The following is a 20,813-nucleotide window of genomic DNA, read 5'->3' on the forward strand; positions in this document are numbered from 1 at the left end:
CCATTATGTTGGAGGACGTCCGGAATGTTTATTCTGCGATATTTTATAAAAAGGCTGCCACGGTTATTGATTGTATTTTTGGGTGTATCTGTTATTACGTTTGCCATATCGCATGTGATTCCCGGTGATCCGGCACGGATGCTGGCCGGACAAAAGGCCAGCCAGGAAACATTGACCAAAATACGGGCGGATCTTGGTCTGGATCAGCCGATTTATGTACAATATTTCCGCTATGCCGGGGATTTGCTGCATGGTGATATGGGAACATCCATTCGAACCCAACAACCGGTAGCCAGTGAACTAAAAAAATACTTTCCGGCGACCTTAGAACTAACACTTGTTAGTATGCTGCTAACTTTACTTATTGGAATTTCCCTTGGTGTTTTAGCGGCAGTGCAGCGAGACCGCTGGGGGGATCATGTGAGTCGATTTATTTCTCTGTTGGGTGTATCGACCCCGTTGTTTTGGTCAGGGTTGCTGGTTATGATTGTTTTTTATAAATGGCTGCAATTATTCCCGGCTTCCGGACGATTGGATACATTTCTCACACCGCCGCCGCAGGTAACGGGGTTATATTTGCTTGACGGACTGCTGGCCGGCGATGGCAGAGTGGTAGTAAGTGCCTTTGAACATTTAGTCTTGCCGGCAAGTTGTCTGGCCTATGTACAATTGGCTGTTATAGCCCGCCAGGTTCGTGCAAGTATGATTCAGGTATTATCGTTGGATTATATTCGTACTGCGAAAGCCTTTGGTCTTTCTAATCGCAAAATCATTTGTCAATATGCATTGAAAAATGCGTTGCTTCCCACCATAACCGTTGCCGGACTAATTTTTGGTGAACTATTGGGGGGAGCTATTATTACGGAAACCATTTTCTCCTGGCCGGGGATGGGAAAATATGTAGTTGACTCAGTTGCATTCCTGGATTTTCCCGCTATCATGGGCTTTACGATGGTAGTAGCTCTCAGCTATGTATTGATAAATTTACTGGTTGATCTATTATATCGTGTGTTAGATCCGCAAATTCGGGAGGTTGAATAATCCATGAAGTCTTTTGGTTCGGTCTACTCGATTTTGCGAAGAAATTCGTTAACCCTAATTGGCTGCATTATTGTGCTGGTCATGTTATTTATTGGTTTGGCGGCACCGGTATTGTCTCCCTATGATCCTGTCGCTATTGATATTGTCAATAAACTGCAGGTCCCAAGTGCTGCGCACTGGTTTGGTACAGATGAGATCGGTAGGGATATTTTCAGCCGTGTAGTATATGGCTGTCGCATTTCAATCCAGGTTGGCCTCTATATTGTTTTGCTGGCAGCGGTTGTGGGAACAATTGTCGGCAGTATCTCCGGCTATCAGGGTGGTTTACTTGATCAGGTAATTATGACGGTAACTGATATTTTGCTGTCGTTCCCTTCTCTTGTGCTGGCAATGGCTTTGGCTGCTGCCCTTGGACCCAGCCTGTATAATACCATGTTGGCCGTAGCCATTGTAAAGATTCCTGTATATGTGCGGCTGGTTCGCGGTCAGGTGCTGTCATTAAAAGAAAAGCCTTATGTTAAAGCGGCCCGGACTTTTGGGGCATCCCCAGCCTGGATTCTGTCTCGTCATATTATCCCCAATAGCCTGGCACCGGTTTTGATTCAGATTACGCTTGGTATTGGGGAAGCCATTTTGACTGCGTCTTCTCTTAGCTTCATTGGTCTTGGTGCCCAACCGCCAACACCGGAATGGGGGGCCATGATTAGTACAGCGCGAATCTATGCGCTTGACCAATGGTGGTATGTAGCCTTTCCCGGCATAGCAATCTTTATTACTGTAGTTGGTTTTAATCTTTTAGGCGATGGGATTCGGGATTTGCTTGATCCCCGCTCGAAAAACTGAACAGGAGAACAGTATGAAAGAAACCATTTTATCGATAGAGAATTTAACCGTGGAGCTGCTGTCAGGCGGTGAAATACGCCGGGTATTGCATGATATCAGTTTTGACGTGTTTCCCGGCGAGATTCTCGGACTTGTCGGTGAGTCAGGTTCAGGAAAATCAGTTACTGCCGCAGCTATTATGCAGCTATTGCCAGGTGGCAGCAAAGCCATTGCCGACGGAAAGATTTTGTTTAAAGGACAGGATTTAGTAAACAAGACACCGGCGCAGATGCAAGCTATTCGCGGCAAAGAGATGGCAATGATTTTTCAGGAACCAATGACCAGCCTGAACCCGGTATTTACAATCGGGTCACAGTTTGTTGATATTATTCGCACCCATAAGGCCATTACCAGGAAAGAGGCCATCCAACACGCGCTGAACATGCTCAAAGCAGTACATATACCTGATTCTGAGCGGATTTTTCAAAGTTATCCGTATGAATTAAGCGGCGGTATGCGGCAACGGGTAATGATTGCCATGGCCCAGTCCTGTTTACCCTCGCTGTTAATTGCCGACGAACCAACAACCGCCCTGGATGTAACCATTCAGGCGCAAATTCTGCGCCTGTTACGTGCTTCAGTTAAAAATTCGCGATCGTCAGCCATTTTCATTTCTCATGATTTGGGTGTTATTTCTCAGCTTTGTCAGCGAGTAGCTGTAATGTATGCCGGAGAAATTGTCGAATGTGGCAGGGTCGAAACCATTCTGCAAGATCCAAAGCACCCGTATACTAAGGCGTTGTTGCATTCAATTCCTGATTTTTCTACCAAAAGCCGGACATTAACGTCTATTCCCGGTACTGTTCCTGATGTACGGGCAGTTGTGAACGGCTGCCGTTTCCATCCACGGTGTTCTGAACGCCAGGAAGTTTGCAGCAAACAAAAACCGGCTGCTATAACATTGCCGGAAAACCATCGCATTAATTGTTGGCAAGCTTCCAAGGAGAGATACCAATGACCAATTTGCTGGAATTAAAAATGGTAGAGAAACATTTTACCAAAAGGTCTATATTAGAAAAGACGCGGACCATTCGTGCTGTCGATGGTGTTTCCCTGACGCTGTACAAAGGGGAAACACTCGGGATTGTCGGCGAGTCCGGCTGTGGGAAAAGCACACTAGCCAGCCTGATACTTCGTTTGGAAAAACCGACAAGTGGCGAAATTTTGCTTGCTGGTATTGATATTGCTCAGTTTTCTGAGGCGCAGCTGCGCCCCTTGCGCTCGCGTATTCAAATTGTGTTTCAAGATCCCTATTCATCCTTAAATCCGCGGTTTACTGTGAGGCAAATCGTGGCAGAACCTATGCGGGTTATAGGGAAATGGAAGCCCTGTGAAATTGATGAAAAAGTAGTACAACTATTGGAATTAGTTGGTTTGTCAAAAGAACATCTGCATCGCTATCCACATGAATTCAGCGGCGGCCAGCGGCAGCGCCTGTCAATTGCCCGTGCGTTAATAAACGATCCTGAAATTCTTATTTTAGATGAACCTACCTCGGCTTTGGATGTTTCCGTGCAAGCCCAGGTATTGAATCTACTGCAGCAACTGCAAACTGACATAGGTCTTAGCTATATCTTTATTTCTCACAATTTATCTGTTGTCAAGTATATTTCCGATCGGGTTGCCGTCATGTATTTCGGGAAAATTGTGGAGCTGGGAGCGGTAGAGGATGTTATGCTGCGTCCGCTGCATCCTTATACAAAGGAGTTAATTGGCGCTGTGCCGGTCATTGGCAGGCCTTTATCAGAGGTTGATCTTTCTTATCAGGAACAAAAGCATGCAGCAGGGAGTTTTGCCGGTTGCCTGTATTACTCAAGATGCCCGCTGGCCAAGAAACATTGTTTGGAAAAAACGGTAACGTTGCAGGAATATGCTTTAGGACACCAGGTTGCTTGTTTGGAGATGGAAAATATTGAGTGAACTAAGTGTAAGTATTCTGCAAATGAGATCTGTATAATATGGTATAATTGTAACTATTTACCTCGAGGAGCCTGGATTATGGAGCAGAAATTTTGTGGAGCTGGGAGCGGTAGAGGATGTTATGCTGCAGCCGCTGCATCCTTATATAAAGGAGTTAATTGGCGCTGTGCCGGTCATTGGCAGGCCTTTCTCAGTGGTGGGGCCTTCTTATCAGGAACAAAAGCTGGCAGCAGGGAGTTTTGACTAACGCCAAAAAATATCTAAGCAATACGCTTGAATAATTTTCTTTAATTAGGTACAATATAGAAAAGGGCTGACATGCTCTAACATGCCAGCCTTGGGTTGCCTAACCAACGGTTAGCCCAAAATGCGAGATTAAAGAAAGTAACCGCACTATTGAGCCAGGGCGGTTACTTTGCTTTTATAACCAAAACTATCAACGTAGCAAACGCAACAGCGAATGTCAGTGATTCGTAAGTAGTCATTATTCGGAATCTTTAGGTAATCTTTAACTTATCTCTAGTATATATTATGGTAAAATAAAATAAAGTTTAAATTAGGCGGAGGTAAGTTCTATGGTAAAACGTGCTATATTTTTGGGGGTTGCAGGGGTATTTTTAATATCCAATATTGCTGTAGCTGCTCCCCATGTAAACATTGCCCCGGGTGATATCCAGGTAGATTTTAGTTACCAAAATACACATAACAAAGAAACATATAATGGACATGGTTGGCATGAAGATAGAAACGTCGATGGTTACGCCTTGGAGTACGGCGTAAATGTTGGCTCCGAAAACAATTATGCCGTGAATATAGGTGTTGGTACTTACCGGTATGATTTTTTCGATGATAATCGCCAGCAATATACAAGGCCAAAGTTGGATTCAATTAATCTAAACATTCAAAAACAAATAGCGGACAATGTTGCTGTTTTTGCTGGTATAAGGCATACCTCAGGGAGTTGGAGTTATCATACTGACAATCCGCTTTCGGCAGTTACAAGGGATAACATCAGTAAAAATACGGCGGTTATTGGTTTTATTGCAGAAAAGGAATTAACGAAGCAAACAAATGCTTATATCAAGGCTGATGCTGGTCATGATTTTCAAGAGTATAAGATTGGATTAACTCATGCGAATTTTAATTTAGGATATGGATATACAAAATACCAAAACATTAAGAATCACGAATTTGATACTTGGAAGGATCCAGTTAAAGGTTTAGATTTAGTCACGAAAGGGGTTTATTTTGGCATAGAGAGCAAGTTTTAATTTTACGTAGTAAGCCATCGTGCTCGTTGCTTACCAAAACAAAAAAGGGGGGTGCCTCATATAGGTAAAAAACCTATTTTGAGACACCCTTCTTTTTGTTAGCCTAATGGTAAGGATCGATGAGAAAGTCCGATGGCAACTTCATTTAGGTTTAATACGCCAACCCCAAAATAAACAGCGACGCAAAGATGCTCGCCATAACGTGCGATGCCAATTTTGCCGCCCACATTAAGGCCTACTGCTTTAGTGGCAATTTGCTCTAAGGCGTCATGCACAGCACCGGCAACAGCACCTTCGCCGATATGATTGGAGGGTACTAAATTTTGACGCTGGGCAGCCACAGCCGCCCGTTCAATAATTTTTTTCACTGAGGGAATAAACTCGCCACCAAAATCTACGGCTACCGCCTGCATGTTTTGTTTTGTAAGCAACTGGCGGACAGCTTGTTCATCTTGTCGGCTGTCACTAATCGCCATTCGCAAAGCAGCTCGTCCGACATCAATACTGGTTATATCCTCATGCATTACGTGTCCTCCTGTTATTTACTAGTCCGGAATGGACGGGGCTGCTTTAGCAGTAATTTTTCGCGTATTAACGAGTGCCACTGTCAAAAAGGTCAGCAAACAGACTGACCATTCTAAATAGATGGGGTGAGCAAATATTCGTACTGCAGGGATGAACTGCCACGCTAGCAAAGCCAGGATGCCGGCAAGTGTTGTATAGAAAGCTGAACTCCGGCGACATAAGCCTGGTGCAAAGAGGGTGGCGAGAAATACAAGTGTAAAAGCTGTTGTTAAGCTTAAGCCCAGTAATAAAGTTTTCAAAATTCCTACTGCATTAAAGGCCAGCCATAGCGTAATAACCCCAAGGGCTAAAATGGTTACGCGATTAATTATCACATATTTACTCTCCGTAACCTCAGAGTTGATGAAGCGTTTATAGATGTCCTGGGAAAACAAGGTGCCCGCGCCGAGCAGCAGGGTGCAGGCTGTTGATACATCGGCTGCCCATAAGGCAGCAAGGGTGGTACCGGAGATTATGGGATCAAGTCCCATAATAATCTTGGGCATTGCCAAGGTTGCCTGAACATTAGGCATCGCTACTTTGGCGGCAAGACCCATGACGGCACAAAGGAACCCAATCGGCAAAATTAGGACTGCGCCCCAAATAAAACCGTGTTTTGAAGCTTTGGCACTAGCAGCGCCACAAGCAATTTGTACCGGGCCCTGCGCCGTTATTGACTGAGTAATCATGACCGCAAACCAGGCAATTATAGTAGCTAGTCCCAGACCGCCGAGCGGGCCAAACCAATCGGTGCCAGGCGGTAATTTGGCCGCGATGGCGGGTAACCCACCTTGCTGGTTTACGGTCATGATGGTTCCCGTAATAACACCAATATAGATAAGAATAATACTAACGACATTTGATAGGCCTGAAGACCATAACCCGCCGATCAAAGTTACACCAATGAAAACAACGGCGCTCGTAATCATCCCACCGGTAAAAGAGAAGATCTCGGGCAGCAGAGAAGATAAAATCGCTCCGCCGGCCAGATATTGCATGGAAGTTATGACTACTTGGATGGTAATTAAACCAATAACACTAATTACACGGCCTTTTTTATCATAATAGCGCTCAAATAATTCAGGAATAGTAGTGCAGTTCATTGCACGATATTTACCGGCTGCCAGTACGCCCATTACCAGGGCACCTGCCGACCAGGCGCCATTGTACCAACCGGCGGCAATACCTGCGGTGAAGGCATTTTCAGCAACGCCAATAGTCGAGGCAGCGCCTACGGCCAAACCGGTAACATTGGCAGCAACTAACAGCGTATTCATCTGCCGTCCACCAAATAAAAAGTTTATACTGCCGCCTGCGGCCTTACGTTTGGCGTAAAGACTAATGACAAAAAGCATAAAAATATACAGAACCACGATTGAAAATTGTATCGACATATTTCATCCTACCTTTCTACACCTAACCTAGTTATTGGCCGGTTACACACAACTTACTCACTTTCCGGGCTATACAATCCTGCCATCCTACACTACCAAGCCAAAACCAATTCTACAAATTTTATGGTAATCAATTAGGCAAAAAGTGTCAATGGTGATATCTGTAAAATGACTTACAAATATTACAAACTCAGCAGGATATTGACGCAATATGTTGAAATAGTACTGTCAAAAGCATAATGTGAGGTAGGACATATGGGGATTCTGCAGAAAAAGCTGCTTATTGTGGTTCTGCTGGCATGCGGGATAGTAGTCTATAGTTTCCATGGCTTTTGGCAAAAAGACCCTGATGACCCGGGGGAGAGCGCGGTGTCAACTGCTCCAGGAAATTTACCAGCCGCCAATACTACTGCGAATAGCTCTTTAAGTAGCGAGGTTGTCGTCTATGTTAGTGGTGGAGTGAATAAACCTGGTGTATATAAACTTCCCCAGGGCAGCCGGATCGTTGATGCGGTTACTGCGGCAGGCGGATTTGCCTTTGGTGCAGATCCTGCCAAAATTAATCTGGCATTGCATTTGAAAGATGAGATGCAAGTCAATGTTCCGTATACGGTTACTGCTGCTGGTAATGGTACTCCTAATTCAGGCGCGTCTGCCAGCAATTCTAATGATAAAATTAATATCAATACCGCCTCTGCGGCTGAGCTTGATAAGCTGCCAGGTATTGGTCCGGCACTGGCGGAACGGATTGCACAATTTCGTACGGCAAACGGGGCATTTAGTGATCTTGCTGACCTCAAAAAAGTACCGGGAATTGGGGAAGCCAAATACAATCAGTTTAAAGATAAGATATCGTTGTAGCCATGGAACTAACCAATATCCTTTTATTTGCCTGTGTTGCTTTTGCCGCAGGCATTTGGCAGGCGGCATTATATAGCTGGCATTTTCCCACGCTTGCACTATTGGCCGTTTTATTGGTAATAACCTCATTATGGCGAATTAGTCGTAATTATCAGCAGAGCTTTTGGCCTGTTATCGCCCTGTTTTTTGTAGCTGGAATGCTTTGCTATCATCAGGCTGTTATGGTACGAGCTGATGATATTGGCTATTATGCAGGGCAGACTGTCAATATCGAAGGCACGCTGGTGGCTGTTCCTGAAATAACACCGATTGACGGACAAAAAAGACGGGTACGCTATCTGCTCAAAGCCGAAAAGGTTACACCCGCAGGAGCAAAGGCTGCCTGCTATGTGACGGGAAACATCAGAATAAATATCCAGTATAAAGAGGCAAAGAGTAAACCGGCAGCCTATGGCGACAAAGTAACCGTTACTGGAAAATTATTAGAACTTCATGGCTACAATAATCCAGGTCAGATTGATATGGTTGCCGCTCTTAAACGGCAGGGGATCACTGCCCGCATGAACGGACAAGAGCAAATGCTGCAGGTGCTTACTCCTTACAAGGGGTATTCCTGGCAGGTAGTCCTGGCTAACTGGCGAGACAGGGTGATTACCGGGCTGCAACAAGTAATGCCGGTAAATGATGCCGCTATTTTGACAGCTGTTCTATTTGGCGGCTATCAGGGAATAAATAAGGATGTTATCAGTGATTTTGCAGCAACAGGGTTAATCCATATTTTATCTGTATCAGGTGCGCATATCGCGCTTGTGGTTGGTTTGATAACCTGGCTTGGCAGACGACTGCGCTGGAATTGCTTATTTACGGTAACCTTAGCTGCGATGGCAGTTATTCTCTATGCCTGCATGAGCGGGCTAACGCCACCAGTCATACGTTCTGCGCTTATGGGGCTTATAAGCTTGCTGGCGGTAATACTTGAACGGGAGAGTTATGCCCCGGCAGCCTTGGCAGTTACTGCATTAGCGATGCTCATTTATCAGCCGCTGTTATTATTTGATATCAGTTTTCAATTATCTTTTGGCGCTACCGCCGGGTTGGTCTTTTTGTATCAGCAGACGGTAGATTATCTGTCACGCTGGCCTTCCTGGCTAGCAGGACCGTTAGCAGTGACGCTTGCGGCGCAGCTTTGTGTATTGCCGGTAATTGCCTGGTATTTCAATAGTTTCTCACTGATCTCTTTTGCAGCTAATATGATTGTCTTGCCGGTTATTGAACTGGTAATTATTCTGGGTTTGGCCGGGGTCATTATTTATACAATGGTTCCGTTTGCCGGCAATGTAATCTTTGTGATTAGCAGTCTCTTAATCGGTCTTGTTATGCTGCTTACAGAACTACTGGCAGCAGTACCTTATAGTACTGTATATATACCCGCAATTGGGATAATAGGCAGTGCCGGGTATTATTTAGTCTTAGCCTGGGTTTATGGCTGGCGTCTGTTTAAACTGCTAGGGCCGGGGCAGGTTGTTCGTCAATGGCCGCGCTGCTGTAGTTTGGCAGCCGTACTGCTTAGTATCACCGTGTCAGTGTATACCTGGTATCCGAACCCCCTGAGAGTGCACTTTATTGATGTGGGGCAGGGGGATGCAGCATTGATTATTACTCCCCATGGCCAAGCAGTTTTGGTTGATACTGGCGGAACTATGGGAGAGTCAGATTTCGATATCGGGGCAAGGGTAGTTGCTCCCTATCTTAAGCATTACGGTGTGCGGGCGATTGATTATCTGATTTTGACCCATGGACATCAGGATCATGCAGGTGGAGCAACTGGTGTTGCCAGTGCTCTTAGGGTTGCTAACGTGCTCTTGCCGCCAGAAGAATATTCACCGGCAGTACAAGCCTTGCTTCGTACCCAACCACCGGTAGCGGTTATTCCTGCCTATACGGGTCAATGCTTTGAGCTTGACAAAGTAATAGTAAGTATCGAGCAGGCCGGGGACGAATCTGATACCATTTTGCGTGTCGCTGGTGGAAATGAAGTGTCCAGTGTAATTCGGGTGAGCTATGGGCAGCATAGTTTTTTGCTTACCGGCGATTTGCCGGCACAGGGGGAAGCGGCACTTTTGACAAAAGGCCTTGCATCTTGTACTGTATTAAAGGTAGGACATCATGGCTCAAGAACATCCACTACCGAGCCTTTTCTACAAGCTGCTGATCCTAAATTTGCGGTTATTTCTGCCGGCTATGGTAACCAATTCGGTCACCCGCACCCGGAAACGCTAAACCGGCTTGCCGCAAGGAAAATTGAAGTGTATCGCACAGATAAACAGGGTGCGATAGTGTTTACCTCAGACGGCAAACAGTTAACGGTTGAACCTTATATTAAATAATAAAAATGTGGTGAAACATGGATTATAAAACAGTGCTTGACGGTATCAAACAGAATAAAATTGCTTCAGTATATCTTTTGCACGGTGAGGAAACCTATTACATCCGTCAGGTTGAGCAGGCGCTTATTGTCAGTGTCGTGCCTGTAGAAGACCGGGATATGAATCTTATTATTTTTGAGTCTGATCCGCAGCGAGAAGAACTTATTAATACAATTGAAACAATACCATTCCTTGGCGAAAAGAACCTGATTATTGTGCGCAATACCGGGCTGTTTGGTACTGGCCGCAAAACAGGCACTAGCGAGGTTCAAGATAAAACAGATGCTGCCACCGAACGGTTAATTAAATTGTTTGGCAACATGCCTGCCTATAGTCATGTTGTATTTATTACACCAGATAAACCTGACAAACGTCGCAAACTTTTTAAAGTGTTGGAAAAAAACGGTGTGGTGTTGGAAGCAGCACCATTAAAAGGCAAAGAATTGAGGAGTTGGCTGACACAGCGACTGGCAGAGCTTAACATAAAAATGGCTTCTGATGCCCAGGAACATTTGTTGGCGGCTGTCAGCATGATGCCGCAGGTTTCACTTGATTTTGTGAATAATGAGTTAGAAAAAGTCCTTTTATATACAGCAGGCAAGTCACGCATTACCCGGCAAGACTTACTGCAGATCTTATCAACTGTGCCGGAAGTATCGGTTTTTGCCATGGTGGAAGCATTAAGTCAAAGGCAAACGCCGCAGGCCCTGGCGTTACTTGCAGAGCAATTGACAGCAGGTGAACATCCGCTACGGATACTGGTTCTTTTAGCCCGGCAAGTTAGACAGCTTTGGCAGACTAAAGAGCTCATTCATAAGGGCTGTGGCAGCCGGGAAGTTGCCGATTTTTTCAAAGTTCCTGGTTTTATTGGTGAAAAGCTGGTCAAACAAAGCCGTAGTTTTAATGAAGGTAAATTGAAAGCCGCTCTACTTAGTCTAGCGGCCGCTGACCGGGATTTAAAAGCAAGCAAGAGTGGACCGGTAGTATTGGAAAAAATAATCATAGAACTGTGCGAGTAAAAAAACGAAAACCCTGTTCGCTGGCGAACAGGGTTTTACTTATTAAGCTTGTTGAGTAGCATTGGCTTTAATAGCCAAGCGGGATTTCTTACGGGCAGCGGCATTTTTATGAATAACGCCCTTGGCGGCTGCTTTGTCAATAACGCTTGCGGCAGTAATCAGGAGGTTCTTGGCCTCATCTGCTTTACCAGCATTCACAGCTTCCTCCACCTTACGGGTAGAAGTTTTAATTGCTGATCTTACCGAATAATTGCGGGCACGCCGTTCAGCGTCAGTTTTTACGCTACGCTCAGATGACTTAATATTTGGCAAGTAATTCACCTCCTTATGTATATATTACTAAAACATTTTAGCATGGCATTCAGGAAAAAGCAAGCAAAACACCATAATAAATAGCTTCGTATAGGTGCCTTTTTTTTCGGAAAAGATAGGTTTAAGATATATTGGGCACTAAAGGAGAGAACATATATGGACCCAATCGTTACTACAGTACGGACCGACTTGGCCTTAGAAGCGCGTGAAATGTTGACAAAAAGGGTGCGCGAAGACATTCCCGGTGTTTTGATTGAAACCAGTGAAGATGAGGATGCAAGCATAACCCGTGTAAGTATTACTACACCGGAAGCCGAACGAATGATGGGCAAAATGCAAGGGAAATACATTACTATTGAAGCACCAGGCCTCCGCTACAAAAATACCCCGCTGCAACAAAAGATCATGAATTTTTTGGCTAATGAGCTTGTTAGCATGATCAAATTACCACGTAATGCCACTGTTTTAATTGTGGGGCTTGGCAACTGGAACGTTACTCCTGATGCTTTAGGACCACGGGCGGCACATAAAATTGTTGTAACTCGTCATCTTCAGGATATGCTGTCCCCTGAACTAAAAGACGGTGTGCGTTCGGTATGTGCTATTTCTCCCGGTGTCCTGGGTATAACCGGTATGGAGACAGGTGAAATCATTCAGGGAATTGTAAGTAAAATAAAGCCTGGGTTGGTAATTGCTATTGACGCACTGGCTGCGGCGTCAAGTCAGCGGGTAATTACCACAGTTCAATTAGCAAGTACTGGTATCCATCCTGGTTCAGGTGTAGGCAATAAACGTTTTGGTCTTACACAAGCTTCTTTAGGCGTGCCTGTTGTCGCGATTGGAGTGCCAACTGTAGTTCACGCCACCACAATCGCTATGGATACCATTAATGCCTTACAAGAACATGCTGCTTTTGGCCGTTATTTTAAAAGTATGGCAAATTTGTCTGATCAGGACCGTCACACTATTGTTCGGCAAGTGTTGCCGGAAATGCTCGGCGACCTCATGGTAACGCCAAAAGAAGTTGACCGGCTTATTGAGGATGTTGCTGCTGTTGTGGCCGGTGGTATCAATCAAGCTATGCATCCTAATATTGATTATGAGAACATTCATATGTATTTACATTAATAATATAGCTAGTCCGATAATAAGTGTACTATCGCCTTGCTGTCAGGCATATAGATTGTATGTAAACAAAATTCCAACAGGGTAGTCTGGTGGAGGCAGCAATGGTATCAAGAAAAGAGCGAAAACAAAGCAATACCAATAGGATTTGGATCAATTTCCTGCGAGTATACAACACCTCTAAACTAATAAATATAGCATTTATTAGTTGTATGATGGCGATGGCAGCAGGATTAGCATTTAGTACTTATCTTAATTGTACAACCAGTGCCATTCCTGTAAGCGGGTCAGCCTATTATGGTCAACGTCTTCCAGCCTTATGGCCTAACGCGAAAACCGTGTTATTTTTAGGTGTACCAGGGTTATCTGAGGTAACCAGGACGCAAAATGCAGTAAAAATAACGCCTGAAGTAACTTCCAGGACTGTCAGTCATCGCTTAGTGTCATTATTGACAAATATCGATTTTAGGGATTTACGCACCTTATTTACCCAAGAGATTCCTTTTATGCTGGCTTTTAAAAAGTCAGGTACGCCTGTTGTCAGTGCTGCAACTCTACCGAATTTCCCCCAATTTGACTCTCAAAGTGCAAGCCAGGAAAAGCCATTAGTGGGGATCTATCATACTCATACGGCAGAATCATTTATTCCTGATTCCGGTGTTGCCCACCGGCCAGGCGGTCAATGCGGTGATATTGTAGAAGTAGGTGAAGCTTTAGCCCGCCAGCTCGAACAGGCTGGTGTTAAAGCTATCCATAGTCGGGCTATTCATGATTATCCCAGCTTTATGAAAGCGTATGGACCTTCAGAAGCTACAGTCCAAAAAATGTTAGGTGAAAACCCCTCGCTGCAAATGATTTTTGATATTCATCGAGATGCTGAAAAACGTGAAAATGTGACAGCTATCATCAATGGCATACAAGTAGCCAAAATTGCTATTGTTGTAGCTACCGGACATCAGGATTTACCCCAGCCCCATTGGCAGCAGAATCACGCTTTTGCAAAATTAATTGAGGCTAAACTCAATGAAAAATATCCTGGTTTATGTCGTGGTATTCTGCTTGAGGAATGGCGGTATAACCAACATCTTCATCCGCGTGCTCTCTTACTTGAGGTAGGTTCGCAGGAAAGCAGCAAGGAAGAAGCAATACGGAGCATGGAACTGCTGGGAAACATATTGGTCGAGATACTTGCTGAAAACCGGTAGTTGCAGTAAGGAGGATTGCCATGTTCCGACAGGTGGTGACACCAGATATAAGGTTGATTATTCGTGGTCTGTTTATATTGCTAACAATTATTGCCGTTGGTGTAGGGATAGTTGAATACCAGATGGCAACACTGACTCATCGTCCGGCACAGGACATTTTTGCATATAGTGTCGTAGTAACTATTGCCAATTATTTAATTCCTGTTCCGATGAAAATTGAAACTTATTTTTCGCGATTAGAATATTGGCTTACTATCTGGCAGCAACAATTTGTTGATGAAGCATTTAGCGCTAAAAAGGCAGCTGGAGAATATTGGAAGCAAAGTAAGCCTTATGTTGAAGCTGCTATGCACAATCTAAGAACAAAAACCTGGCAAGGGGTGCAGCAAATGGATGAGTATATTCGTGAATATAGGTAAAACTTGCAGTTTGCGGGCTGGTAATGGTATAATTTATAGAAGTATGTAAAAAAGCTTTATTATACCAGGGAGGAGCCCCAGTTATATGGATACAGGACATATACGTAATTTCTCAATAATAGCCCACATCGACCATGGTAAATCTACCATTGCAGACCGGTTGTTGGAGTATACAGGAGCTCTCTCTGCCCGTGAGATGGAAGAACAGGTATTAGATCATATGGACCTTGAACGGGAGCGTGGCATTACAATCAAAGCCCAGGCTGTGCAGCTGTCTTATACAGCCAAAGACGGCGAAATCTACATGCTCAATCTTATTGACACCCCCGGACACGTTGATTTTACTTATGAGGTTTCCCGCAGCTTAGCCGCGTGTGAGGGTGCGTTGTTAGTTGTTGATGCAGCGCAGGGGATTGAAGCACAGACGCTTGCTAATGTTTATTTAGCTCTTGAGCATGATCTTGAGATTATTCCTGTTATCAATAAAATTGACCTGCCAAGTGCCGAACCAGAGCGAGTGAAAACCGAAATCGAAGAAGTAATTGGGTTAGATATTTCTGATGCAGTTCTGGCTAGTGCCAAGACTGGTACTGGTATTGAAGAAATTCTTGAAGCGATTGTAAGAAAGGTTCCCCCGCCTGCAGGTAAGGTTGACGAACCTTTAAGCGCTTTAATTTTCGACTCTCATTTTGATTCATATAAAGGTGTAATCGCTTATATACGGGTTATGAACGGCAGTATTAAGCCAGGTATGAAAATTAAAATGATGGCCACTAATAAGATTGTTGAAGTAGCAGAAGTTGGCGTTTTCAAGCCATATCTGGCTAATGTTGCCTTATTAGGGCCAGGCCAGGTCGGCTTTGTTGCTGCCAGTGTAAAAAATGTAATCGATATCCGGGTGGGCGATACCATTACCGGGGCCGAACGTCCAGTAGCTGAACCTTTGCCTGGCTACCGCAAAATTACGCCGATGGTGTATTGCGGACTTTACCCGGTAGACAGCACTGACTATGATAATTTGCGGGATGCTTTAGAAAAACTACAGTTAAATGATGCATCACTGGTCTTTGAACCGGAAACTTCCATTGCGCTTGGTTTCGGTTTTCGCTGCGGCTTCCTGGGACTTCTTCATATGGATGTTATTCAAGAACGCCTGGAACGCGAATATAATCTAACCCTTATCACTACTGCACCAAGTGTAATTTATCGTGTGTTTAAAACCGATGGCCAGGTTATCGAGATTGAAAACCCGTCAAAATTACCGACAGTACAAGAAATTAACTATGTGGAAGAACCGTATGTAAAAGCAACCATAATTGTACCTAATGATTATGTAGGCCCGGTTATGGAGCTTTCACAAGAAAAACGCGGCGAATTTAAAGATATGAAATATCTGGATACGAACCGGGTTACGCTAACCTATCATTTGCCACTTAGTGAGATTATTTTTGATTACTTTGACAAGCTGAAATCATCGACACGCGGGTATGCTTCGCTGGATTATGAACTTTGTGGCTATCAGACCTCAGAGCTTGTAAAATTGGATATTTTACTTAACGGCGAACCTGTGGATGCTTTGAGTGTAATTGTTCATCGGGACCGGGCTGCTCATCGCGGCCGGCAGCTTGCCGAGAAACTCAAAGGGATTATTCCCCGTCAAATGTTTGAGATTCCTATTCAGGCCGCTATTGGCAGCAAAATAATTGCCCGCGAAACAGTAAGAGCGATGCGCAAGGATGTACTTGCGAAATGTTATGGCGGCGATATTACCCGCAAGCGAAAGCTGCTGGAAAAGCAAAAAGAGGGTAAAAAACGCATGAAACAAGTGGGTAATGTGGAAGTTCCCCAAGAAGCCTTTATGGCAATTTTGAAAATGGACTAAGGACAAAATAACTATGAGTAAGCTTGGTCTATATGTGCATATTCCGTTTTGCCGGCAAAAATGTTTATATTGTGACTTTTCTTCTTATGCTCTGGCTGAGCATCTGTTTGATGCCTATACTACCGCCTTGTGTCAGCAGATTGCTGATCAGGGCGGTATGCTGTGTAAACCAACTGTTGACACAGTCTATATTGGTGGCGGCACACCCAGTGTACTGCCTGTACCTTTGTTGGAAAAAATACTTACAAGCTTGACTACAAACTTCACTATCCAGCCTGGGGCGGAAATTAGTATGGAGGCCAATCCTGGTACAGTTACCAAAGAGCAACTGCTTGCCATAAAGGCTATGGGTATAAATAGGCTCAGTTTTGGTATTCAATCTTTTAATGACAAATTGCTTGCCTGCCTGGGACGAATTCACCGAACGCCAGATAGTCTTGCGGCGATAGAATCTGCTTACAATGCTGGGTTTACTAATATAAGTTTTGATTTGATGTATGGCTTGCCAGGACAGACTAGTGACGGTTTTGCCCAGGAACTTGAGCAGGCAGTAGCACTGAATACCAGTCATATTTCAGTTTATGGTCTTAAATTGGAAGCAGGCACTCCGTTGGCTGCTGCTTATGACCAAGGCGTACTTGTCTTACCAGATGAGCTAGAGGAAGAATCCATGTATGATCGTATGACTGATTTTTTACCCGCTCACGGTCTCATGCGCTATGAGATTTCAAACTTCGCCCGCCCGGGAAGCGAATGCCGCCATAATTTAAAATACTGGCAATATCAGCCATATTTGGGTCTTGGCTGTGCAGCGCATTCTTTTTTACAGGGTGAGAGGATAAGCCAGGTAACCGGGATTGAGGACTATATTGAAGCGATAGCAGCCAAAAGTTCATCTGTTGCGATGAAAGAACAGCTTACGAAAAACGAGTCGATGGCTGAATATATTTTTTTAGCCTTACGGACTGTAGAAGGAATGGGAGTAGCAGCATTTAACCAATATTTTGCGACTGATTTTTTCAGTCAATTTGGTGAGGTTTGGGATAAGCTTAACCGTCAGGGTTTAGTGGCAGCAGATACTAGACAGATATGGCTAACTGAGCGCGGTATGAAATTTGGCAATATTGTATTTCGTTCGTTTTTACCTGATTAAATACACATTTACTATCTTGACATTAACTCCAATGAGTGGTATTTTTTTAGTAGGTGTTAGCACTCGACTGACGCGAGTGCTAACAAGCGGGAGGTGGACCCCATATTAGATGAAAGAAAGCGGAAAATTTTGCAGGCTATTATTGATGATTATATATCTACTGCCGAACCGGTTGGCTCACGGACGATTGCCCGTAAGTATGATTTAGGTATTAGTCCGGCCACCGTTCGCAATGAAATGGCAGATTTGGAACTTTTGGGCTATCTTGAACAACCACATACTTCCTCCGGCAGAATACCATCAGTCAAAGGCTACCGCTTTTATGTTGATTGCTTGCTGGCTCCACCTCAGATTTCCGATAGAGATATCGCAATCATTGATAATTGGTATCATACTAAAGCGCGTCGAATTGAAGAGGTTTTTCAGGAAACTGTTAAGATTATGTCCCGCATGACCAGTAATGTATCCATGGTATTAGCACCACAAGTGTCGCAATGTACCTTTAAATACATTCAGTTTCTACCACTGGATGAACGACGTTCGATTGTTGTCATCGTTACAGACACAGGCCTGTTAGAAAACAAAATTATTGCCATACCTGAGGGGCTTAATCATGAGGATTTGGGGCGTGTGGCCAATGCGATAAATTCCCGTCTGGGAGGGTTGGCTATTGACCGGATCACAACGCCGGTTCTAAAAGATATACAAAATGATATTTTGCCTGATCCTCAAGTGTATGAGCGGGCGATCACACTTTTAAAGCAAGTACTTACTGTTGAAAAAAATGAGAAGGTGTATCTTGGCGGCACAACGCAAATGCTAAATCAGCCTGAATTCAGGGATGTTGATAAAATCAAAGGCCTCTTAACCATGCTTGAAGAAGACAGGTTACTGTGTGATATTCTCCACATGTCCAATAGTGATGGTGTGATTGTTACAATTGGTCAGGAGAATAAATATACTGGCATTCATGATTGCAGTGTTGTTCAGGCCACCTACCGTATCGATGGTCAGGTAGTAGGAACTGTAGCCGTGCTTGGACCTACCAGAATGGAATATGGTAAAACCATGTCGGTGCTTAAGTTTATGCAACGTCATTTAGGTGAAATTTTGAAACAGTATAAAGTGTTATAGATGGGAGGAACTACATGAATTTGAAGCAAGCCGGCAGTGGAGCTGATGTTGATGAGCGGTTAGCCGCGCTATTAACAAATGCCAATGCTGTACGGGCAATAACTGCTGCTGTGGAAGGCACTATCGGTCCTAAAGGACTGGATACTATGCTGGTTGACCGTTTTGGTGAAGTCATTATTACCAATGATGGTGTTACTATATTAGATAAAATGGATGTTAACCATCCAGCAGCCAAAATGCTTATAAATACAGCCAAAGCGCAACAGGCAGAAGTTGGTGATGGGACAACCACAACCACAATTATGGCCGGCAGTCTGGTCTCAGAGGGTGTAAACCAAGTCATGCGCGGCGTACCGGTCGCCAGAGTCATTGAAGGTGTGAAATATGGTATCGCCCAGATTTTAGCGGGTGTACGCGAGCGTTCACGCAGCATTACTGATGTTAATGACCCTATTTTGCGGAGTATTGCCATGATTGCTGGACGGGAGCATGAGGATATTGCCGATTTAGTTGTAGAAGCTGCTAAGCTGATCGGTGTGGAAAAACTTAATGAATACAATTTCAAGTTATCTGAAATTATCACCGCCGAGGCTAGTGCCAACAATGAAGTATTTATGGGCGTTATTGTAGATCAAGAACGTATGTCCCAGGAAATGCCGGAAAAAATAGTAGATGCCAAGTTACTGCTTGTTGATGATGCGCTTGAACCGGAAGAGATTGAAGATGAAGCTTTAAGTACCGAGACCGGCTTTAAACGCTATATTGATCTGCAAGATGAGTTTAAGAAAAACGTGCAGAAAATTGTCGAGCTTGGTGTCAGCGTAGTGATGGCGGACCGGGGTGTACATAGTGCTGCTGAAGAAATACTTACAGATGCTAATATAATGGTTATTGAGCGTGTATCCTCAAAGGATTTGCGGCGGGTAGCCGATCACACAGGTGCACGCATGATTAAACGCACAGGTCTTAAAAAAGATTCTGCCGATATTGGAAAGTACCTGGGTACTGCAGAAAAGGTATACCAGGATGAAAAGCTTGAACAAGTGCGCGTCATTGGTGGTAATGGAAAACCTATGGCCACTATTTTGGTTGGCGCAGCTACAGAAGAGGTGGTGGGAGAACGCGAGCGTATTGCTAAAGATGCGGCATCCAGTGTACAGGCGGCAGTGAAAGGCGGCTATGTGCCAGGGGGTGGTTCAATCGAAATTGCTATGGCGCGCGAGGTTATCAAATACCGGGAGAATCTCAAAGGCATGGCTGCCTATGGTCTTGACTGTGTGGCCAATGCACTGAAACAGCCATTGTCGCAAATTGTAGAGAATGCCGGTTTTAATCCACTGGAAAAAGTAGAAGAAATTATGACTGTGCAAGCGGCGCAAAACACAGATTCGTTAGGTGTTGATTGTGATACTGGTGAAGTAGTCGATATGCTGGAACGGGGTGTAATTGATCCTGTCCCAGTCAAGCTTCATGCTATCAAGGCCGCTGGTGAAGTGGCTGTGGCTATTTTGCGTATTGATACTATTATTAAGAAAAAAGAAGAAGGAGCCAATGCCCAGAAAGCGGGCGGCGCCGATAACAGCATGCCTGATTTTTAATGTGGAGGTGAAAGTTAGTGACACAAAAGGAAACCGAGCAAGAGCAACTTGAGGCAAAACAGGAAAGCGTTTCTGATGCAACAACTGCTGACGAAAATCCTGAAATATGTTTTGTGCCTGAAGATGTAAATGAATTTATGACTGCGTTAGATGAAAAGAGTCGATTGCTTGACGAAATGACTGACCGGTATAAACGTTTACAGGCCGATTTTGATAATTTTCGGCGGCGTACCAGGCAGGAGAAGGAAGAATTATCAACAGTCGTAGCTGAACAAATTGTTTGTGAGCTTCTGCCTGTGGTAGATAACTTTGAAAGAGCAACGGCCAGTAAGGCCACAGATCTTGAAACATTGGCAACAGGAGTGCAAATGATCTTCAAACAATTGCACAATGCTCTGTCCCAAATGGGTGTAGAGTCTGTCAATGCGGTTGGTACTGTTTTTGACCCAACCCAGCATGAAGCCGTCATGCGGGTTGCAGATGATACTCAGCCTGATGGCATGGTAGTTGAAGAATTGCAAAAGGGTTACAAAGTAAAGGGACGATTAATCCGTCCCAGCATGGTAAAAGTAGTAGGAAACTAATTAACAAGATTTTTACTTAAGGA

The 20,813-nt window shown here is 44.3% G+C and carries 20 protein-coding genes; 17 read left to right on the forward strand and 3 right to left on the reverse strand.

Features of this window, described 5'->3' with window-relative positions; genetic code table 11:
• The first annotated feature begins 24 nt into the window (after positions 1-24).
• The 6 genes from AC1ECB_RS06165 to AC1ECB_RS06190 all read left to right on the forward strand — a co-directional run bounded on the left by AC1ECB_RS06165 (position 25) and on the right by AC1ECB_RS06190 (position 5,114).
• Positions 25-1,041, forward strand: a complete 1,017-nt coding sequence (locus AC1ECB_RS06165; RefSeq protein ID WP_485667903.1) for an ABC transporter permease — start codon at positions 25-27, stop codon at positions 1,039-1,041.
• 3 nt (positions 1,042-1,044) lie between these two features.
• Positions 1,045-1,884, forward strand: coding sequence for an ABC transporter permease subunit (locus AC1ECB_RS06170; RefSeq protein ID WP_485667904.1), 840 nt, complete (start codon positions 1,045-1,047; stop codon positions 1,882-1,884).
• A gap of 13 nt (positions 1,885-1,897) precedes the next feature.
• A complete protein-coding gene (locus tag AC1ECB_RS06175; protein ID WP_485667905.1) occupies positions 1,898-2,881 on the forward strand; it encodes an ABC transporter ATP-binding protein in 984 nt (327 codons plus the stop codon).
• Positions 2,878-3,843, forward strand: a complete 966-nt coding sequence (locus AC1ECB_RS06180; protein WP_485667906.1) for an oligopeptide/dipeptide ABC transporter ATP-binding protein — start codon at positions 2,878-2,880, stop codon at positions 3,841-3,843. The genes AC1ECB_RS06175 and AC1ECB_RS06180 overlap by 4 nt, the downstream gene beginning before the upstream one ends.
• Positions 3,844-3,937: 94 nt before the next feature.
• Complete coding sequence (locus AC1ECB_RS06185) at positions 3,938-4,090, forward strand: hypothetical protein (protein ID WP_485667907.1); 153 nt, start codon at positions 3,938-3,940, stop codon at positions 4,088-4,090.
• Between the two features lie 328 nt (positions 4,091-4,418).
• The gene (locus tag AC1ECB_RS06190; protein WP_485667908.1) at positions 4,419-5,114 is read left to right on the forward strand and encodes a hypothetical protein; all 696 of its coding nucleotides are present in this window, start codon (positions 4,419-4,421) and stop codon (positions 5,112-5,114) included.
• Positions 5,115-5,212: 98 nt separating this feature from the next.
• Here AC1ECB_RS06190 and AC1ECB_RS06195 read toward each other — a convergent pair whose 3' ends face one another.
• Both AC1ECB_RS06195 and AC1ECB_RS06200 read right to left on the reverse strand, forming a co-directional pair.
• Positions 5,213-5,638, reverse strand: coding sequence for a HutP family protein (locus AC1ECB_RS06195; protein ID WP_485667909.1), 426 nt, complete (start codon positions 5,636-5,638; stop codon positions 5,213-5,215).
• A 21-nt stretch (positions 5,639-5,659) separates the two neighbouring features.
• Complete coding sequence (locus tag AC1ECB_RS06200) at positions 5,660-7,072, reverse strand: sodium:solute symporter family protein (RefSeq protein ID WP_485667910.1); 1,413 nt, start codon at positions 7,070-7,072, stop codon at positions 5,660-5,662.
• A gap of 255 nt (positions 7,073-7,327) precedes the next feature.
• Here AC1ECB_RS06200 and AC1ECB_RS06205 point away from each other — a divergent pair, with 255 nt between their 5' ends.
• From AC1ECB_RS06205 to holA, 3 genes are read left to right on the forward strand one after another with little or no spacing between them, the layout of a single operon-like run.
• Positions 7,328-7,933 (forward strand): helix-hairpin-helix domain-containing protein, encoded by a 606-nt coding sequence (locus AC1ECB_RS06205; RefSeq protein ID WP_485667911.1) that lies wholly within the window; start codon positions 7,328-7,330, stop codon positions 7,931-7,933.
• Positions 7,934-7,935: 2 nt separating this feature from the next.
• Complete coding sequence (locus AC1ECB_RS06210; RefSeq protein WP_485667912.1) at positions 7,936-10,320, forward strand: DNA internalization-related competence protein ComEC/Rec2; 2,385 nt, start codon at positions 7,936-7,938, stop codon at positions 10,318-10,320.
• A gap of 17 nt (positions 10,321-10,337) precedes the next feature.
• A complete protein-coding gene (gene holA, locus AC1ECB_RS06215) occupies positions 10,338-11,378 on the forward strand; it encodes a DNA polymerase III subunit delta (protein WP_485667913.1) in 1,041 nt (346 codons plus the stop codon).
• Between the two features lie 42 nt (positions 11,379-11,420).
• Here the strand turns inward: holA and rpsT are convergent, their stop codons facing one another.
• On the reverse strand, positions 11,421-11,690 hold the full coding sequence (rpsT, locus tag AC1ECB_RS06220) for a 30S ribosomal protein S20 (protein ID WP_485667914.1): 270 nt from the start codon (positions 11,688-11,690) through the stop codon (positions 11,421-11,423).
• A 156-nt stretch (positions 11,691-11,846) separates the two neighbouring features.
• Between rpsT and gpr the strand changes: the two genes are divergently transcribed.
• The 8 genes from gpr (at position 11,847) to grpE (ending at position 20,790) form a co-directional block, all read left to right on the forward strand.
• Entirely contained in the window at positions 11,847-12,818 is a 972-nt protein-coding gene (gpr, locus tag AC1ECB_RS06225) for a GPR endopeptidase (RefSeq protein WP_485667915.1), read from the forward strand.
• A gap of 101 nt (positions 12,819-12,919) precedes the next feature.
• The gene (gene spoIIP, locus AC1ECB_RS06230; RefSeq protein WP_485667916.1) at positions 12,920-14,020 is read left to right on the forward strand and encodes a stage II sporulation protein P; all 1,101 of its coding nucleotides are present in this window, start codon (positions 12,920-12,922) and stop codon (positions 14,018-14,020) included.
• Positions 14,021-14,040: 20 nt separating this feature from the next.
• A complete protein-coding gene (locus AC1ECB_RS06235) occupies positions 14,041-14,439 on the forward strand; it encodes a hypothetical protein (protein ID WP_485667917.1) in 399 nt (132 codons plus the stop codon).
• Positions 14,440-14,524: 85 nt separating this feature from the next.
• Positions 14,525-16,321, forward strand: a complete 1,797-nt coding sequence (gene lepA, locus AC1ECB_RS06240) for a translation elongation factor 4 (RefSeq protein WP_485667918.1) — start codon at positions 14,525-14,527, stop codon at positions 16,319-16,321.
• 13 nt (positions 16,322-16,334) lie between these two features.
• Positions 16,335-17,474, forward strand: coding sequence for a radical SAM family heme chaperone HemW (gene hemW / locus AC1ECB_RS06245; RefSeq protein WP_485667919.1), 1,140 nt, complete (start codon positions 16,335-16,337; stop codon positions 17,472-17,474).
• 102 nt (positions 17,475-17,576) lie between these two features.
• Positions 17,577-18,608, forward strand: coding sequence for a heat-inducible transcriptional repressor HrcA (gene hrcA / locus AC1ECB_RS06250; protein ID WP_028972401.1), 1,032 nt, complete (start codon positions 17,577-17,579; stop codon positions 18,606-18,608).
• Positions 18,609-18,622: 14 nt separating this feature from the next.
• Positions 18,623-20,206 (forward strand): TCP-1/cpn60 chaperonin family protein, encoded by a 1,584-nt coding sequence (locus AC1ECB_RS06255; RefSeq protein ID WP_485667920.1) that lies wholly within the window; start codon positions 18,623-18,625, stop codon positions 20,204-20,206.
• Positions 20,207-20,223: 17 nt separating this feature from the next.
• Positions 20,224-20,790, forward strand: a complete 567-nt coding sequence (gene grpE / locus AC1ECB_RS06260; protein WP_485667921.1) for a nucleotide exchange factor GrpE — start codon at positions 20,224-20,226, stop codon at positions 20,788-20,790.
• Positions 20,791-20,813 lie beyond the last annotated feature (23 nt).

The sequence above is a fragment of the Sporomusa sp. 246TCP1 genome, from assembly GCF_057319775.1.

Bases quoted from the DNA above. Each gene is read 5' to 3' on its own strand.
- AC1ECB_RS06210 (WP_485667912.1), top strand. From the start codon at position 7,936: ATGGAACTAACCAATATCCTTTTATTTGCCTGTGTTGCTTTTGCCGCA.
- AC1ECB_RS06235 (WP_485667917.1), top strand. From the start codon at position 14,041: ATGTTCCGACAGGTGGTGACACCAGATATAAGGTTGATTATTCGTGGT.
- lepA (WP_485667918.1), top strand. From the start codon at position 14,525: ATGGATACAGGACATATACGTAATTTCTCAATAATAGCCCACATCGAC.
- hemW (WP_485667919.1), top strand. From the start codon at position 16,335: ATGAGTAAGCTTGGTCTATATGTGCATATTCCGTTTTGCCGGCAAAAA.
- AC1ECB_RS06180 (WP_485667906.1), top strand. From the start codon at position 2,878: ATGACCAATTTGCTGGAATTAAAAATGGTAGAGAAACATTTTACCAAA.
- AC1ECB_RS06255 (WP_485667920.1), top strand. From the start codon at position 18,623: ATGAATTTGAAGCAAGCCGGCAGTGGAGCTGATGTTGATGAGCGGTTA.
- AC1ECB_RS06165 (WP_485667903.1), top strand. From the start codon at position 25: ATGTTTATTCTGCGATATTTTATAAAAAGGCTGCCACGGTTATTGATT.
- AC1ECB_RS06205 (WP_485667911.1), top strand. From the start codon at position 7,328: ATGGGGATTCTGCAGAAAAAGCTGCTTATTGTGGTTCTGCTGGCATGC.
- holA (WP_485667913.1), top strand. From the start codon at position 10,338: ATGGATTATAAAACAGTGCTTGACGGTATCAAACAGAATAAAATTGCT.
- AC1ECB_RS06170 (WP_485667904.1), top strand. From the start codon at position 1,045: ATGAAGTCTTTTGGTTCGGTCTACTCGATTTTGCGAAGAAATTCGTTA.
- AC1ECB_RS06190 (WP_485667908.1), top strand. From the start codon at position 4,419: ATGGTAAAACGTGCTATATTTTTGGGGGTTGCAGGGGTATTTTTAATA.
- gpr (WP_485667915.1), top strand. From the start codon at position 11,847: ATGGACCCAATCGTTACTACAGTACGGACCGACTTGGCCTTAGAAGCG.
- AC1ECB_RS06175 (WP_485667905.1), top strand. From the start codon at position 1,898: ATGAAAGAAACCATTTTATCGATAGAGAATTTAACCGTGGAGCTGCTG.
- AC1ECB_RS06200 (WP_485667910.1), bottom strand. From the start codon at position 7,072: ATGTCGATACAATTTTCAATCGTGGTTCTGTATATTTTTATGCTTTTT.
- spoIIP (WP_485667916.1), top strand. From the start codon at position 12,920: ATGGTATCAAGAAAAGAGCGAAAACAAAGCAATACCAATAGGATTTGG.
- AC1ECB_RS06195 (WP_485667909.1), bottom strand. From the start codon at position 5,638: ATGCATGAGGATATAACCAGTATTGATGTCGGACGAGCTGCTTTGCGA.